Below are 17,643 nucleotides of genomic sequence, written 5' to 3' on the forward strand. Positions count from 1 at the left end.
TCACTCAATTCTCCCATCTGTGCTGCGGATACAGTAATTCCGTCAGAAGGATGGCATCCGACGATTCCAGTGTCTCATCATGGTCGAAGATGACCATCGTATCGGGTTCGAGATCCTTCCCGATACCGGATATGGCGGCTTCCTCATACAGCATCTCAGATGCTGTGCAATGCAGACGTTCACCTATCACTGTCCATCTGCCTTCTTCTATGAACGGTCTTCCATAGGGATTGTCCTTCCACTTGAGGAAGAATGGTTCGCAACTCTTGGACCATACCGGCGGACCTATACGTTTGCATGTCTTCGACAATACATCACGTTCCAATTCGAATATGAACGTGACCTTGCCATCGATTATCTCATGCACGGCCCTGAGTGTGTTGAACGAGAATGAATCAAGCTTTTTGACGAGCGCATATTGCGTCTTCCATATCTGACTGTGGAGATTGTCATTATTGATCATCGGGTCGTCGAATGTCACCGTTATCAATCTGGTCCCGTGGGCGTTCACGAGTCTCTCGATATCCTCCCTCTTGAATGGCTTTCTCTTGTTAGGGAAGAAGTATTCGATCTTCGGAGAGTTCAGATACGATCTGCATGCGACGATGAACTCCGCAAACGTCTCTATGTGCACAGCGGATGCAACGTTCCTCTTTGGATCGACGGGATCGTAAACGATGAGCGGGGCTTTCATGAGAGGCCCTTTCTTCTCCATCGTTATCGTCGTACCATCCTTCCATTCGGATGCAGCGATGAGCGCATCGAGGAATCCGCCGTAATGTATCGTTATGAGTTCGCAGAGGTAGCCTGAGAAACCTCTCGTATCAGGTTCTGCGCCATACGTACCAACGCCTTTCATGAATTGCTTCATGAGGCGTATCTCGTCACACATCTTCTCGTCCACCTTTGACAGGATGTATTCCGCATGGAACGGTGACCTATCCACAGGCGTGAGGAGTTTCAAAGTGTCGGATATGTGGTAACATGGTACGAGGTCTACGTCGAGTCCTTCGAAGTTACCACTAGAATATGGGTGATCTGCATAGGATTTCTTGCCGTTGATGAGTTCCTCTCCCATCTTGATGACCTCTGCCTCCATCTCCTTCTTCGGTTTCCCTTCAGGGTAAAGTATGAAAAGGTCAAGATCGGGGCCTGTGAGGAACGTACCCTTCGCAACGGATCCCACATATTTGGTCTCAGCATCGATCCCGTGGGTTAGGATGTAGTCCTTCACAAGGATCTCAAGGCTGTATGCCTTCTTCTTGATCTCGGCTACTTCGCTCTCCGACGGTTTGACTCTCTTAAGTACGTCCGATTCGATGCTCATTGCGGCAGGTGTTGTCATTTTAGACTATATACTTTATCCGTACCACACTTCGGAATATCATCGAGCATCGTCACTAGTCGGTATGGTTCATGATAAATAATCGTGAGACAATCACTGCGTATGCGTTTCTGCCCTAGATGTGGTTCGGAGGTCGGCGATAGTGATGCATTCTGCGAGAAATGCGGTGCACGTCTCGATTCTATGCCGCAGGTACCACCTCAGGGGCCATCGGCGACCAATGGTTCCAAGAGTTTGATGCCATTGTTATTGATCGTCCTATCGGTCATAGCATTGACATCCATCCTCGTTCCGTATCTGATGCAGCCTGAAGAGTATACGTATACGATAACCGTCGATGAGATAGGTATCGATTGTTCCACTGATTATGTGTACTCCGATGCTAATGGGGATACGACCGTCTTCCTCAAGATATCGTCTGGCGGAGATGAGGTGGAGTCGCAGAAATGGAAGGTCAAGGTCAACAAAGGGAATCTCGTACTGAGTGAGAATAACACATGTAAGTTCAGGACATCCTCCGAGAATCCGACATTCAGCATATTCTTGATGTATAGGACAGGTACAAGTGCGATAGGTGCCGTTGATGATATGGCCGATCTCTATGACGTATCGACCTATGTGAAGGATGTGAGCATCATGCCTGAGATAGCCGGTGTGAGCGGGATATCTGTAACATATGAATCATTCAAGGATGGGGAACTCTCATTGAAAGGGGATTCCGATCCGAAAGGCATCCTCAAATTGAGCATATCGCGCGATCGATCGTAGGCTATGGAACAATTCATGCCAAGGTAGCAAGTCGATCGTATCCTCAGTCGAAGTGTTCTGGGCATTATTGGCGAAGACAACGAATCCGTCATCCCATCGGCCCTATTATTCTACAAAATGGCCGTTCGTAACGGGAACCTACAAGACAATGATTCGTTCACAGGTTCAGATCGACCCATGATGTGTTGGAATTGGGTTTACTGATGTAGTATGTCTTGGAATATCCTGTGTACAGATGGAAGTAGCAGTTGTGATACAGGTTGTTTATCTCGCCGATATCCGATGTGGTCGTATGTGCTCCATACGCTGTCTCGATGGGATAGTATCCTTGGTATCTCTTCTGATATTCGTATTTGCCGATCTCGGTGATATCCATCTTCATGATGCTCTTCATACTGACCGCAGCGACAGAATGTCCTGGGAGGAGATAGATGCCGGCGTCATAACCTGCCGCATAGAGTAACGCTGCAAGCAATATCGCGCCATCCTCGCAGTCACCTTTCCTATCATAAAGTGTCTCAAGCGGATATTTCCAATATTCGTCAACACCTTTGAATTTAGAATCCGTTTCGTAATCGATGGCAGATTGTACGAACCACGAGATGAACTGTGCATATCCGACCCTATTGCTAACTGTGGTCTTCTCATTGTATTCTTCGCACATCTTCTTCAGATCCTTCGCCATGGCCTCGATGTACTTGTCCACCACGATGTAGTCCTTCACACCATTGACGGTGGTCTTGACGTCATCGACGACCTTGACATAATTATCGGAGGATACAGTGCCGCTCCTATCGATATCACTCTTCATCATGCGAGTGTAATCGTCCTTGTCTATATCCAAGGTGTACTTGAAACTCTGACCTTTGGCACTCCATTCATAATCGATGTGATAGGGATCCTTGCTCCCGTTCTTGTCGGTCATGAACGTCATCCCTGAGAATGCGACGCCTATGAGGATGACTACGATAGCTATCGATATCAGGGGATTGAGATTGGGTTTTGCAGGTAATGCCGTGATCTTCCTCTCGGCACTCTGGATGTTCGCTTTACCTTTTTCAGTGAGTTGACCGCATTCAGGGCATGAGTATGCATCATCATCAAGTTCTTTCCCGCAATGATAACAGAAATTCTTCATGAGATCCACCTTCACAATTCCCACGCATCGCTCCATTCAGGCCTCGATGGGGTGAGTTGCCCTATATTCAGAGTATCGATATCCAACGTCATCAGGTCTTTCCCCGATATGGTCTTTACCCCTGTAGCCCGTTCCGCTTTATCCGCTTGTTTATCGGGATCGACCTTCAACATGACGATGCCTAGGTGTATGAACACTGCGAGATCGGGCCTCACGTAATCGATGAATCTGATGGCATCGTCCGTGCACAGATGTCCTCTGATGCGGTTGCCGTCAGGCGTCGTCACAGGAAGGAGGAGTATCTTCGATCCGATATATTGTTCAGCGATCTCGTCACTGTATGACGTATCGGTAACATATGAGAGGATGCCATCATCAGTGATGCATTTGAATCCCACTGTTGTCGGATCGCTGTGATCCGATCTCGTGATGTCTATCGACACATCAGAGAATTCCAATCTATCTCCAGGAACTAATGTGTGATTCTCCGATGGTAAGGTGAGATGGTATGGTGATATGCAAGGCCCTAGGCCTTGGAAACCTTCCATCACAGAGATACTTCCGCAGAGCATGCCGCGTTTCTGCCACCCGCCGTATGTCATGCCTTCGACAGCCACCTCGGCATCGGAATAATGATCGGGATGGCAATGTGATACCAATATCGCATCCGTGCTTCTAAGATCATAGCCTATGTTGCACATATTCGTCAGTGCACCTGGCCCCGGATCCATGTGTATCCTGCTCTTCCCGGCATCAAGCAGGAAACCGCCCGTGCTCCTGGCCTGGAACATCGTCGTATGGCGCCCTCCGCCTGTGCCGAGCATGATAAGTCTTGCCATCTGGTTGCTCATATTCTCCCGAATATATCCTTATTGTGGATTGGTATGGTGTATTGGAGGAGTAACAATATCCTTTGGACATCTATGTGTCGTTAGAGATTAAATAACGGTACCCTACTGACAGGATCATGATTACGGCGATACGCGATGCATGGATCGTCACACAGGATCCTAACAGGAACATCCTGAAGGGCGATGTGGTGATCGAGAATGACATTATCACATCTGTCGGAGGCAGATATGGCGGTTCTGTGGACAGGGACATCGATGCTTCGGGCGACGTTGTCATGCCGGGTATGATCAATACGCATACACACGTGGCTATGGCGCCATTGAAAGGCGTATGTGATGATCTCGCATTCCCGGATTTCTTGAATAAGGTGTTCAAAATCGATTCTGACAGGACCGAACACGATCTCGATATGGGAACAAGGCTCGGATGCGCGGAGATGATGCGCGGAGGAACGACTACATTCGTCGATCTCTACTATTCCGAGGATGTGATCGCCAAAGCTACACAGGATGCAGGGATCAGAGGTGTCCTCTGTTGGTGCTGTCTTGATGAGCAATTCACTACGCAGAAAGGCAATCCGCTTGATAACTGCAAACACTTCTATGAGACACACAAGGATAAGAGGAAGATCATCCCTGGTGTCGGACTTCAAGGAGTATATGTCTGCGGAGAGGAGACATGTGTCGGTGCGAAGGAGTTCGCGGATGAGAAGGACATCCCTCTGAACTTCCATCTCTCGGAGACGAGGGGAGAGGTCAACGACCACAAGAAGAAGACAGGTCTGAGGCCTGTCGAATGGTTGGATAGCATCGGAGCATTATCTCCCAACATGATCGCAGCTCATTCCGCATGGCTGACCATGAACGAGGTCAGGTTGATGGGCGCGGCAGGTATGTCCGCATCCCTTTGCGCCGTATCGAATATGAAACTCGCTACAGGAGGCGTCGCTCCGTTGCCGGAGTTCCTCCAATATGGTGTGAACGTAACTGTCGGTACAGACAGCAACAACACGAACAACTCCTTGGATATGTTCTCGGAGATGAAGATACTTGGACTGCTCCACAAATCATCAAGATGGGATGCGACAGTAGCACCCGCACAGCAGTTGTTGGATTATTGCACGATAAACGGCGCGAAAGCCATCGGCATGTCCGATAAGTTAGGTTCCATCGAGAAGGGAAAATACGCTGATATTGTCATATTGGATGGCAAGGCCCCCAACATGAGGCCACTCCTTCCGGATAACATCGTTGCGAACATCGCATATTCTGCATCGAGTCTCAATGTCAAGACCGTGTTCTGTCAGGGAGATATGGTCGTCGAGGATGGAAGGATACTCACTCTTGATATGCCTGAGGTACTGGATGCCTCAGAGCAGATATGGAAGCAACTCTGTCTTAGGGAATGAATCCATTCGGTGGACATGTGAACGTCCACCATCCATCCTTATCACCTGTTTTACGATACGGATAAAGATTATTAATTTAGGATACCTTAAAGATTCTCATGAGCAACAAGACATTGATCGTCGATGGCATGCATTGCCAAAAATGTCAGAAGAAGGTAGAGGATGCATTGTCCGCTGTGGACGGTGTTGCATCCGTCAGCGTGGATCTCGATAAAGGGAAGGCCAAGGTCGAATTGACGAAGGACGTCAACGACGAGGATCTCTGCATGGCAGTACTTGATGCAGGATTCAAGGCCAAAGTGAAACACGGTCTGTTCAAATGATCGAGAAGCTCGTCTTAAGAGTTGACGGCATGTCGTGTGCCGCATGTTCAGCAAGGATAGAGAAGGCACTATCGAAATTGGATGGTGTATCGGAACCCTATGCGAACTTCACCGCAGGCAAAGTATCCTTGATGTACGATCCGGAGATCGTCGATAGGGAGACGATAGAGGATACGATCACATCAGCAGGATACACTGTGGTCAAGAAGGATGCACAAACCGATGACAGTTCGAGATCGATATTGATATCACTAGTGATATGTGTAGTATTCTCAATCCCTGTGGTCGTCCTGTCGATGGGGTCGATGTTCGGTCTCGAGATCGATGATAAGATATCTGCTATCGCACAGCTCATTCTTACGATACCTGTGATCATCGCAGGAAGGAGATTCTTCATCCGCGGCATACCTGCTTTGCTAGCCCGCAGTCCGACCATGGATACATTGGTCGCATTGGGTTCTGGTACCGCATTCCTGTACAGCCTCTATCTTACGATGATGGTGATCGATGGCGGGACAGGGCATCTGTACTATGAGTCGGCTGCCATGATCATATCATTGGTGTCCGTAGGTAAGTACCTCGAATCAAGGTCCAAGGAGAGGACGAATGATGCCGTCAACGGATTGAGGGGACTCGCACCTTCCACAGCGAACGTCATCGTCGATGATAAGGAGGTGACAAAACCCGTCAGTGAACTTGCGATAGGGGATGTCCTGATCATCCGTCCGGGCGAGAGAGTACCCACGGATTCCACGATCATCAGCGGTAATGGATCTTTGGATGAATCGATGCTCACCGGAGAGAGTATGCCTGTCGATAAAACGACAGGGGATCAGATATTCGGAGGCACGACCAACACAAACGGTTCGATCAAGGCTGAGGTCTCCGCATTGGGTGACGATACTGTATTGTCCAAGATCATAATGACGATAGAGGAGACACAGAGTACAAAGGCACCGATAGCTAGGTTGGCGGATAGGGTAGCACGTGTCTTCGTTCCTGCTGTGATCTCGATAGCTATCGTCTCTGCTGTGATGTGGCTTCTGGCGGGGAAGGATATAGCATTCGCTATGACGGTCGCGATATCCGTATTGGTCATATCCTGTCCATGTGCGATGGGGTTGGCTACACCTATGGCGATAACCGTCGGTACGGGGAAGGCCGCAGAATGTGGGATATTATTCAAGGATGCTGCAGCATTGGAACGTGCTGGAAGGATAGACACTGTGATCTTTGATAAGACGGGGACCATAACGGAGGGAAGGCCTGTTGTGTCAGCTTACTATCCGAGTGATGATGCGATACGCTTCGCAGCGATAGCCGAATACGGTTCAGAACATCCGATCGCACATGCGGTCATCGATAAGGCGAGATCATTGGGGATATCGATTCAGGATAATTCTGAATTCATATCGTCGATAGGTTCGGGCGTGAGATGTATATCTGAAGGGCAAACAATCATAGTCGGGAATTCAAGGATGATGGAGTCCGAAGGCATCGTTATGCAATATTCGGATGAGGCAAGGATGATGGAGTCCGATGGATGTACTGTCATCTATGTCGCGATCGATGGAAGGATGATCGGCATCATCGGGATATCTGACAACATAAGGGAAGCATCTATCGATGCCATCTCCAAGTTGAAGGAATTAGACATATCCGTTGGGATGGTCACAGGCGACGCAGAACCTGCAGCCATGGCAGTAGCTTCGAAGGTAGGTATAACCAATGTAACATTCGGCGCATTGCCGGACGACAAGGTGATGGCTGTCAAGAGATTGCAGGCAACAGGAAAGGATGTAGCGATGGCAGGCGATGGCATCAATGATGCACCTGCATTGATACAATCCGATCTCGGGATAGCTGTGGCATCAGGTACGGACATAGCTATGGATTCTGCCGATGCGGTGTTGATGAACGACGATATAGGCAATGTGGTCACGACCATTAGGATCGGACGTGCAACATTGAAGAATATCAAGGAGAATCTGTTCTGGGCTTTCTGTTATAATGTGGTCTGCATCCCGATAGCTGCAGGCCTCCCATATGTATTCGGAATGTCATTGATGCATCAGATGCCCATGTTCTCAGCCGCAGCGATGTCGATGTCATCGCTATGTGTCGTAGCGAATGCGTTGAGGTTGAAAAGATTCAGGGCATGATGCTGTAATTTTGCGGATGTTCCGTTCATTTGAAGTTACAACCATGGGTCAAAATATTTCGAGATTTTCCTCTACAAATCCTCGCTGAAAATACAAGTCATGTTATTTGACTTCGTTGAACAATATTCTATCTTCAACATTAGTCTCTGGCTATTATGAAATTGTTGCATGCGCACATCAACAAATATGTCGAAATCACGGTAATGACTTCCTTGAAATCACGATAATGGAAATCTTTTTATCATCGTTTTCAGACTCCATAACATGAAGTTTTCAAGGGAAAACTATCTCAAGCGCATAATGGATGATGAGTTCAAGACATATCTCGAAGCATTCGGTGCTGTTTGTGTAGAAGGCCCCAGAGGTTGCGGAAAAACATGGTTCTCTTTGAATAATTCCAAGAGCGCATTCATGATTACCGATCCCAAGAATAACTTCATGAATAGAAGATTGGCCGAAGTCGATATCAACATCATTTTCGAAGGCGAGAGGCCACATCTGATCGATGAATGGCAAGACATTCCTGAGATATGGGATGCTACGAAAAGCATGGTCGACGATTCTGACGGTAGTGGGCAATTCATACTCACAGGTTCATCGACACCGAATATCAAAGGCATCAGACATAGTGGAGCAGGGAGGATCGGTGTTCTCAAATTACGTACGATGTCATTGTATGAATCCGGCGATTCTTCAGGAAAGATCTCTCTGAAGGGGATGTTCGATGATGAGTTCGATACAACGATGACAGGAGAGATCTCCCTCAAGAAACTGATCGAATTGACTGTACGCGGGGGTTGGCCGCAATTGATCGACAAGCCCATAGAAGCATCTGCTCTTGCCGTTCGCGGATATGTCGACCGTATGATCGATGATGCAGCAAGATTGGATGACATCACGCGCGATAGGAACAAACTCTTGATGGCATTCAGATCACTTTCAAGGCACGAGAGTACATTGGCCCATGCTAGCAAGATAACTGCAGACATCCTAGATTCCGAGAACGATGGGAGTACCGAATTCAATAAGAGTTTATCGATCACAGACAAAACGATGAGAGAATATGTCGATGTCTTCAACAGATTATTCCTCATCGAGAATCAGTTTGCTTTCAGTTTGAATCCGAAATCCGGACTGAGAGTGGGCAAGATGCCTAAAAGGCACCTTACAGATCCATCCTTGGCGATAGCTGCATTGGGATTGAATGTAGACATGCTGTATTCCGATCTCAAGTTGTATGGATTGTACTTCGAAGCTATGTGTGAGAGAGATCTCAGCATCTACATCGAAAGTATCGGAGGGAAGTTGTTCCACTATAGGGATCATAACAATAGAGAAGTGGACGCAGTAGCGGAATTGCCTGATGGCAGGTATGCACTGTTCGAGATAAAATTGGGTACAAGGGAGATAGAATCCGCAGTCGAGAATCTCATCAAGATAAGGGATATCTGGAAGAGTAAAGGCATCGATAGGATGCCTGAATTCATGTGCATCATTTGCGGTATGTCCAATGCTGCATATCGCAGATCCGATGGGATATTCGTGGTGCCGATAACCGCATTAGGTCCATGACATCCGTATCATCTCCAAATGTTTCACGTTTCAGCAAATATGCAGCGATAAAACGGCTGTTAGTATGTGGTGACAAAACTTCATCATCGCCTTACAATCAAGACAACGGCTGTGAACAAAGCGTCTTCCCATACGGGCCACTTTCACAGGCTTTTTTTTTGAAATCACGATAAACATCCCATTGGCCTTTATAATAGGTTTAAATATGGGCTCAAAATCAGAGAACTGTTATTTTATGACATCAGATTTCTCTAAACTGGGCCTGAAGGACGACATCGTCAAGGCGATAGATGAGATGGGTTGGACGGAACCGACACCCATTCAGATTGAAGCGGTCCCTGTCGGCATCGGTGGGAGGGACATCCTTGCACAGGCACAGACAGGTACCGGGAAGACAGGTACGTATGGTTCCATCATACTCGATAGGATAGAGGCCACCAAAGGCGGTTGGCCCCAGGCATTGATCCTCACACCCACCAGGGAGTTGGCATTGCAGGTGTCCGAGGAACTCAAGAGACTATCCAAGTACACAGGGCACAGGATCATCCCCATCTACGGAGGGGTGAGCATGGTCAGGCAGACGCAGGACATGGACAGGGGCGTCGATGTGATCGTTGCCACTCCAGGAAGGTTATGCGACCATCTCAAGAGCGATGAGCGTCTTTTAGAAGATGTATCCATAGTGATATTGGATGAATCCGATAGGATGCTCGACATGGGATTCAGAAAGGATCTTGAATTCATATTGGGAAGGATCCCGGAGGAAGGTAGGCAGACGATGCTGTTCTCTGCGACGATGTCCAAGGATATCAGAAAACTCGCGTTGGATTGCCTCAATGATCCCAAAGAGATATGCGTCTCCAAAGATGAGGTCGTATTGGATCTGATCGATCAACAATACATGATGGTCGACAAAGAGGACAAGGTCGACACATTGCGTTACATCCTTGCGAAGGATCCGAAGAAGACGATGGTGTTCTGCTTCACCAAATACAGGGTGGACAAGGTCGTCAGAAAGCTCAAGATGTCATTCAAACTCGCCGGGATACATGGCGAGTACTCACAGAACAGAAGGGAGGAGACCCTTCGCAAATTCAAGGAGGGAGCCATCGAGGTCCTTGTAGCATCGGACATCGCTGCTAGGGGATTGGATATAGATGATGTGGAGCGTGTGATAAACTTCGATATGCCTCCTGAGGCGGAGACTTACGTCCACCGCATCGGAAGGACGGGAAGGGCAGGCAAACGCGGAACCGCACTATCATTCGTGATGAGGGAGGACAGGAAACTCATGAAGGAGATCGAGAACCTCACACTCATCCCGATGGAGGAGATACCTGCACCGACGAAAGGTGAGATGGATAAAGTATTCTCGAACATCACAGAACTTCCTCGTCCTGTCATGGCCAAGAAGAACTCCAGGAAGAATGATGTCCCTGTCAAGGAGAAGGTGTTCGTCGTTGCTGAGATAAATATCGGTAAAGAGGACGGTATCACGAGATCATCCTTGGCGCAGATGATCAAGGATCACACGACGGTTCCCAAGAAATCCATCGGCGACATATACATTAGCGATAGGACAAGCACTTTACAGATAGAGAAGAGATATCTCTCGAAGACCGAGGACGGATTGTCCAAATGTGACGTGAACGGGAAATCCATCAAACTCTGGAAGATATCCGAGATCGAGGGATTGGAGCTCAAACACACACTGGAGGATGAACCATCACCGAAGGGAGATGGTCATGATAAGGTTCGCAAGGATGACAGAGGGACACATGGCGGACACAGGGGTGGACGCCGTGAAGACACTCGTGGCGACAGAAGGGAGCACACAAGGCGTTCTCCTAGGGATGATGGGGATCGTAAAAGAGATTACCATAAATCCCGTAGTGATGATCCACAGAGGAGGGTGCGTCCGAGATACGGTGACCGCAGGGACGGACCTAGGAGACAATCCGACCGTTCATACGGTGAACGTAGACGTAACGATGATGGTAACAGGGATTCCCGCAGATCATACGGCTCCCAGAGGGACGATTCACGCGGATTGAGGGATGGCAGGTCACGCGACTCAAACCCACGCGATAGATTCCAGAGGCCGAGAAGGTCAGGAAGATACTGAAGGCGATCGAATTGGATGTCACGAAGGATCTGGAGGTGATGTTGGGGGACCCTAAGAAGGCCATCAAGTCGATGATGGTCCCTCTCATCGTTTCATATCTCGTGGTCCAATTGAACATATTCGCCGACATGTCATGGTGCAGCGGATTAGGCTCGAATGCGAGTTCCGCCGTATCATCCATATTCCCGATCTATTGGATAATCTCAGGATTCGGCATAGGCATAGGTGTGGGTGCATCCACATCCATAGCAAGATATCTAGGCAGGGATGACAAAGCATCAGCGGACAGTGTAGCGACACAGACGATGGTCCTCGCCATATTATTCGGAGTAGTGGTGACACCGATCCTCCTGTTGGCGATGGATCCGATGATAACATGGATTGGTATCGGTGACATCAGGAAGGAATGTACCGATTACATCATACCGATGGTCTGGAGCAGCGTCATATTGATCGTCAACGGTGCCATCGCAGGTGTCGTCAGAGCCGAGGGAGCTGCGAAGAAATCCATGGTGATCCTGCTTTCGGCCGCTATATTGAATATTATATTGGATCCTATATTGATATACGGCTTTGATATGGGCCTTCTGGGAGCAGGCTGTGCAACAGCAATCTCCACAGCTATCTCCACTGCGATAGGATTGTATTGGTATCGCAGGAAGATGATGTACATCGACATATCGTTCAAGGGTTTCCGCGTGAACATAGAGCAGATGAAGGATGTCCTCTTCGTCGGTATACCGCGTGTCACGGAATCAACGTTGATAAGCATCATGTCCTTGATACAGCGTTTCCTCATCGTTCCTGTGGCAGGGATGATGGGTATCGCATTCTACAACGTACCGTGGAGATACGTGTCCATAGCGATGGTGATCTCCCAAGCCGCAGGTTCCGCATTGATACCCGTATGTTCTGCGGCATTAGGGCAGAACGATAACGTGAAGGCTGAGGCCGGATACAGATATTCCTTCCGCATAACCGTGGCGGTCATGACCATCATGGCTGTTTTCGTATTCATTTTTGCAGATTATCTCGTGTTACCGTTCGCATTCTCCGATTCGATGGTACAATACAGAGAGGAATTCGCCCACGGATTGAGGATATATGCATTGTTCTTCCCCTTCATGGGCATGGTCGATATAGGGTCGTCGATACTGCAATCACTCCGTATGGCGCAGATGTCCATGGTCATGGCCTTCATCAGGAACGGGTTCCTCGTCGTTCTGATGTTATTCGCCCATACTATGGATGACTTCTATTGGCAACTGTTCGCCACCGAGGTGTTAGGCGGGATGACCATGATGGCGATGGCGGCATACGAGTTCCGCAAGTACAAACGCAAGCGTATGCTCATAGGCGTTTGATGCAATCGTTTTATCAATCTGTTGCATATCCTCCCATACCGGTGTTCGCATGAAGTTGGTACTTATCAGGCACGGAGAGAGCGTATGGAATAAAGAGAACCTTTTCACAGGTTGGACCGATGTGGACCTGTCCGATACCGGTAGGAAGGAGGCCGCTGAGGCCGGAAGGATACTGAAGGCGGAAGGGTTCGATTTCGATATCTGTTACACATCATACCTGAAGAGGGCCATACACACGTTGAATCTCGTGTTGGAGAATATGGATAGGGAGTGGCTACCTGTATTCAAGACATGGAAGCTCAACGAGAGACACTATGGTGCGTTGCAGGGATTCAATAAATCCGAGACTGCGGAGAAGTACGGCGAGGAACAGGTCAGGCAATGGAGGAGATCATACAGCATCAGACCTCCTGCATTGGATGAGAAGGATGAGCGCAATCCTGCCTTCAGCCCTATGTTCAGGGATGTGGATAAGGATCTTTTACCTTTGACGGAATGCCTTGCGGATACCGTGGGTCGTGTCGTACCGTTCTATCTCTCGGAGATAGTCCCGAAGATGAAGGATGGTAAGAGGATATTGATAGCTGCGCACGGGAATTCTCTCCGTGCGTTGGTGAAATACATCGAAGGAATATCCGACGATGATATCGTCGGAGTGAACATACCTACTGGAGTACCGTTGGTGTACGAGTTCGATGACAATCTCAAACTAATCTCCAAAGGATATCTCGGCGATCAGGATGCCGTCAACGCTAAGATGACATCTGTTGCGAATCAGGGTAAGAAGAGATGAATTAATGATGATCACCAGGGGGATCTCCCCCAAGTGACCTTCGGTTTCAAAGGCCTTATTTCTTGGCCATCTTTTTCTGGAGTTTCTCGAGTTTCCTCTTAGCTTCGCTGTCGCCGTTGGCTGCAGCCTTCTCAAGTTCTGCCGCCTCTGCCTTCTGTTTCTGCTTGTTCTTCTCGAGTTGTTTCTTGCTCATCGGCATGAGTATCATCCATCCATAGAACGTTCCCATATATACGGGGTTTCACAGGATGCAGAGATGTTCGAGCAATACCTTCAATCCGATGACGATCAGGATACACCCTCCAGCGAACTCCGCTTTGTTGCTATATCTGTTCCCGAAGATGCCACCGATCCTTACACCGATCATGGAGATGATCATCGTGATGACGCCTATTACAGTTACGGATATCAATATGTCCGATCCATCCATCGCAAGCGATATCCCAACGGCCAATGCATCTATGCTCGTAGCTATGGCCAATAACAACATCACTTTGAAACCGATATCGTCGTTAACACTATCGTTCTCATCGAATGATTCCCTGATCATGTTGATACCGATCGCCGCAAGGAGTGCAAACGCGATCCAATGGTCGATATCCTCGATATATCCATGGAATGACGAACCGAGGAGATATCCTATCGCGGGCATGATAGCCTGGAATCCTCCGAACCATAGCCCGATGATGATCATGGATCTGAACGATGGTCTCTTCATCGCCAGCCCTTTGCATATGGAGACGGCGAAGGCATCCATAGCCAATCCAACGGCTATCAGGATCAGTGATATGGGACCCATAGGTCTCGCATATCCAACATGTTAATAAGCATTGAGTGGGCCCGGCTGATACCAGCCGGGTAAAGGTTTCACATCTTCTTCATACCGACAGTGAATATGAGGTATATCGCGATAGCGAAGAGCAATGCGGCTACGCTTATCTTCCAATCCTCGGATATGTCATACAAGAAGATAGCAAGTCCGACAGCGACGGTAATTGAACCTAACCATATCGCTGAACCCGATTCGGATGTGCCCATCTGATCCACCTTCTTGTTCTTGAACAAGGATGACAACAGAAGATACACACCGAAGATCATCAGTGCGACACCCAATATGGTGACGACACTCATATCGATGGACCATGCCAAGAGGGCGAATCCTACGATCAGGATGAATACGGCAAGACCAAGTCTGTTCCACTCATTAGTGCTTGTGGTCATATGTCATCGTTATGGACCTTTCGATACAAAAATATGTGTCTCAGAGGTGGATTATCGTGGCTTTCTTGTCAGATAACCTGATCTTGAGGTCCTTCGATCTCCTTATCTCTCCATCTACGGTGTAGGTTATGTCGGAGTTGCCACTTATGTACATATCCTTCGTCTTCAGAGTGGTGGCATTGGGTTGTTTGCACACCCATGATAACTTCGTTGCGAGAAGATTCATGAAAAGACGGAACTTCCCGAGATAGGGGCACAACAGTATCTCGAGACAACCATCGTCCACTTTGGACTCACATGTCATCTTCAGTCCGTTGCACGTGGTCCTTACGTTCTGGAGCGCAGCGATGAGATAATTCCCTTCGACGATGGCATTCTCAGTGCAGACGCGCATATATTCGGGAACATACACTTTGAGCGCTTCGATGATCGGTTTGAGATATCCGTTGCAACCGAGCTCTTCCTTGATCTCTATCGTCTTTATGGACAATCCTACGAAAATACTCTGTACGAACACGTACTTCTCATTCAATTCCCAAAGATCGGTCGTACTCGTCTTCATGCCTTCGATCGTTCTCAGGAGTTCTTTTCCCGTCTTCGGACAATCGAACGTCTTTGCGAAATCATTCCCGGAACCGAATGGCAGTATAATGTACGGTTTATCAAGGCGATATGTTGCGTTGAACACACGATTGACCGTACCGTCCCCTCCTGCCACGACGATTATATCAGCATCGGTGGAGAGTGCGGTTATGGCCTCTAAACTCTCGTCAGTCAATTCGTAGTAGTTGAAATCTAGGCCAGCCTCTTCGACGGTCTTTACGATCTCAGCCATATCCTCACGGTATTTTCCGTTGCAGGATTTCGGACAATAGAACATCTCTAGCCTCATCGTTTCGGACCTATCATTCAATCATCGTTTTTATTAGTAACGTTCATTTGTAAGATATATCGGCTAGGAACCATCTTTTTTTGTAGATGTCGATGAGGGGATGCGTCAGTACAATCACAGCATGTTCGTTATGTGATGTATTTTGAAGATCTGTATCGTTGAATGAAACCTCTATAACAAAGTGAGTAATCAAAAAAGGCAAATCTATATCTTCAGATCCTATGTCCTGTAGTAATACAGTACATGTACAAATCATTGCTAAATTGGCGCCTTTTTTTATTCGTTGCCATGGCAGTTGTAGATTTTGAAAATGATCGTTTTGAATGGAAAGAAGTCTGGAAGATTGAGTATCTCAGACCCATTGCAGCATTTCATAATACTGGCGGAGGTAGATTACTTGTTGGAAGAACAGATGATGGAGAGTACGTGGGCGTTAAAGATCCAAAAGGCATTGCCAAATCAATTTCTGATACAGTAATGAATAAGATGCATTTCCAAGTCTTTGTCAATATAGATAATATCGAAGGAAAGGACTGCATTATTGTAGATGTCCCGCCAGGAAATAGGATGGTCGATCTTGATGGCAAGTTCTATGTTCGTGTGGGTAATACGGTACAAGCTCTCGAAGGGGAAGATTTAAGAGAGGTTCTTTTGAATGAAAAAGGCTTACAATGGTTGGATGCTCCTTGTGAAATCGACATAGGCGATCTTTCCAAAGAAGCAATTTCATTTTTCATATCTAAGGGAAAGGAGTCAGGCAGAATCCCGATATCTGTTGATGAAAATGATGTCAGCGGGGTGCTCAATAGATTCAATCTTATGACATCAGGTGTCCCAAATCTTACTGCTGCAATCCTTTTTTCGGACAATCCTCAGGCATATTCGCGTGGAGCCTATCTGAAGATAGGTCTTTTCGATGGGAAAGGATCGCTTATCCGTGAGACCTACGTCGAGGGGCCATTAATTATGATTCCCGACAGGGCGATGGATAAGTTACTGGCTTCATATGTGCCGCCTATGTACATGTATGATGGGCCTAGCGTATCAAGATATAACCACTATGATTATCCAAAAGATGCGTTGAGGGAAGTAATCCTTAATGCACTCATGCACATGGATTATAAGAAATCTCAACCAGTGACGATATCGATTCGTCCAGATGAATTGGAGGTATTTTGTCTGGGGGGTCTGCCTGGTAGCATGACTGTAGACAAGTTGTTCAAAAAACATCATTCAGTAAGGCGTAATGAGGCTTTAGCCAGAATGTTCCATGTTGCGGGATTTGTAGAGGCATGGGGTCAAGGAATTGCAAAGATTATTGAATCTTGTGAGAGCAATGGTAACAAGATTCCAATATTCCTTGAAGACCAAGGTGGGCTGTCCGTTGTCATGTTTCCTAATATCTTAGAGGCTGAATTATCTCACATGAATGAAAAGTATTCAGATTCAATAACTGTTTCTTTGTTGAGATTGATTTGTGAAGATCCAAAATTATCAGCGAATTCTATTGCAAAACTATTGGGCATCTCCGAAAGGACAGTTCGTTCACGTCTGAAAAATCTCCGTGAAGATGGTATTATCGATAGAAAGGGTAGTGCTAAATCTGGAAAGTGGATATTGATTGAAAAATAATTCTCAAATTAACCTGCAATTAATGCCGGTAAGTAATTTTTTCATAGC

General features: G+C 47.4%; 16 protein-coding genes. 9 read left to right on the forward strand and 7 right to left on the reverse strand.

The genetic code is table 11. From position 1 onward, the window contains the following. Positions 1-4: 4 nt before the first annotated feature. Complete coding sequence (gene cca, locus ACI2NF_RS03795) at positions 5-1,327, reverse strand: CCA tRNA nucleotidyltransferase (RefSeq protein WP_400201468.1); 1,323 nt, start codon at positions 1,325-1,327, stop codon at positions 5-7. Between the two features lie 120 nt (positions 1,328-1,447). On the opposite strand from cca, the gene ACI2NF_RS03800 reads away from it, so the two are divergent. Beyond that, positions 1,448-2,113 (forward strand): zinc ribbon domain-containing protein, encoded by a 666-nt coding sequence (locus ACI2NF_RS03800; RefSeq protein ID WP_400148276.1) that lies wholly within the window; start codon positions 1,448-1,450, stop codon positions 2,111-2,113. Positions 2,114-2,270: 157 nt separating this feature from the next. Here ACI2NF_RS03800 and ACI2NF_RS03805 read toward each other — a convergent pair whose 3' ends face one another. Beyond that, positions 2,271-3,251: a transglutaminase-like domain-containing protein gene (locus ACI2NF_RS03805; protein WP_400148275.1), complete on the reverse strand. Its 981-nt coding sequence runs from the start codon at positions 3,249-3,251 to the stop codon at positions 2,271-2,273. An 11-nt stretch (positions 3,252-3,262) separates the two neighbouring features. Further along, entirely contained in the window at positions 3,263-4,090 is an 828-nt protein-coding gene (locus ACI2NF_RS03810) for an MBL fold metallo-hydrolase (RefSeq protein ID WP_400148273.1), read from the reverse strand. A 128-nt stretch (positions 4,091-4,218) separates the two neighbouring features. On the opposite strand from ACI2NF_RS03810, the gene ACI2NF_RS03815 reads away from it, so the two are divergent. From ACI2NF_RS03815 to gpmA, 7 genes are all read left to right on the forward strand, one after another. Continuing rightward, positions 4,219-5,511: an amidohydrolase family protein gene (locus ACI2NF_RS03815; protein ID WP_400148272.1), complete on the forward strand. Its 1,293-nt coding sequence runs from the start codon at positions 4,219-4,221 to the stop codon at positions 5,509-5,511. 98 nt (positions 5,512-5,609) lie between these two features. Beyond that, a complete protein-coding gene (locus tag ACI2NF_RS03820; protein WP_400148270.1) occupies positions 5,610-5,834 on the forward strand; it encodes a heavy-metal-associated domain-containing protein in 225 nt (74 codons plus the stop codon). Further along, the gene (locus tag ACI2NF_RS03825; RefSeq protein ID WP_400148268.1) at positions 5,831-7,996 is read left to right on the forward strand and encodes a heavy metal translocating P-type ATPase; all 2,166 of its coding nucleotides are present in this window, start codon (positions 5,831-5,833) and stop codon (positions 7,994-7,996) included. Before ACI2NF_RS03820 ends, ACI2NF_RS03825 begins: the two co-directional genes overlap by 4 nt. Before the next feature lie 264 nt (positions 7,997-8,260). Then, complete coding sequence (locus tag ACI2NF_RS03830) at positions 8,261-9,568, forward strand: ATP-binding protein (RefSeq protein WP_400211087.1); 1,308 nt, start codon at positions 8,261-8,263, stop codon at positions 9,566-9,568. A 235-nt stretch (positions 9,569-9,803) separates the two neighbouring features. Next, a complete protein-coding gene (locus ACI2NF_RS03835) occupies positions 9,804-11,693 on the forward strand; it encodes a DEAD/DEAH box helicase (RefSeq protein WP_400211088.1) in 1,890 nt (629 codons plus the stop codon). Between the two features lie 11 nt (positions 11,694-11,704). Further along, entirely contained in the window at positions 11,705-13,057 is a 1,353-nt protein-coding gene (locus ACI2NF_RS03840) for an MATE family efflux transporter (RefSeq protein WP_400196671.1), read from the forward strand. 49 nt (positions 13,058-13,106) lie between these two features. Then, positions 13,107-13,850, forward strand: coding sequence for a 2,3-diphosphoglycerate-dependent phosphoglycerate mutase (gene gpmA, locus ACI2NF_RS03845; protein ID WP_400211089.1), 744 nt, complete (start codon positions 13,107-13,109; stop codon positions 13,848-13,850). 55 nt (positions 13,851-13,905) lie between these two features. Here the strand turns inward: gpmA and ACI2NF_RS03850 are convergent, their stop codons facing one another. From ACI2NF_RS03850 to ACI2NF_RS03865, 4 genes are all read right to left on the reverse strand, one after another. Beyond that, positions 13,906-14,049: a hypothetical protein gene (locus ACI2NF_RS03850; RefSeq protein WP_400211090.1), complete on the reverse strand. Its 144-nt coding sequence runs from the start codon at positions 14,047-14,049 to the stop codon at positions 13,906-13,908. Between the two features lie 42 nt (positions 14,050-14,091). Then, positions 14,092-14,649, reverse strand: coding sequence for a manganese efflux pump MntP family protein (locus ACI2NF_RS03855; protein WP_400211091.1), 558 nt, complete (start codon positions 14,647-14,649; stop codon positions 14,092-14,094). Between the two features lie 68 nt (positions 14,650-14,717). Beyond that, complete coding sequence (locus tag ACI2NF_RS03860) at positions 14,718-15,071, reverse strand: hypothetical protein (RefSeq protein ID WP_400148255.1); 354 nt, start codon at positions 15,069-15,071, stop codon at positions 14,718-14,720. Between the two features lie 40 nt (positions 15,072-15,111). Then, positions 15,112-15,963 carry a diacylglycerol/lipid kinase family protein gene (locus tag ACI2NF_RS03865; RefSeq protein ID WP_400211092.1) on the reverse strand — a complete coding sequence of 284 codons (852 nt, stop codon included), beginning with the start codon at positions 15,961-15,963 and terminating at the stop codon, positions 15,112-15,114. Between the two features lie 288 nt (positions 15,964-16,251). Between ACI2NF_RS03865 and ACI2NF_RS03870 the strand changes: the two genes are divergently transcribed. Further along, a complete protein-coding gene (locus tag ACI2NF_RS03870; protein WP_400148251.1) occupies positions 16,252-17,595 on the forward strand; it encodes an ATP-binding protein in 1,344 nt (447 codons plus the stop codon). Positions 17,596-17,643: the final 48 nt, after the last annotated feature.

The organism is Candidatus Methanarcanum hacksteinii (genome assembly GCF_964305265.1).
GTDB lineage: Archaea > Thermoplasmatota > Thermoplasmata > Methanomassiliicoccales > Methanomethylophilaceae > Methanarcanum > Methanarcanum hacksteinii.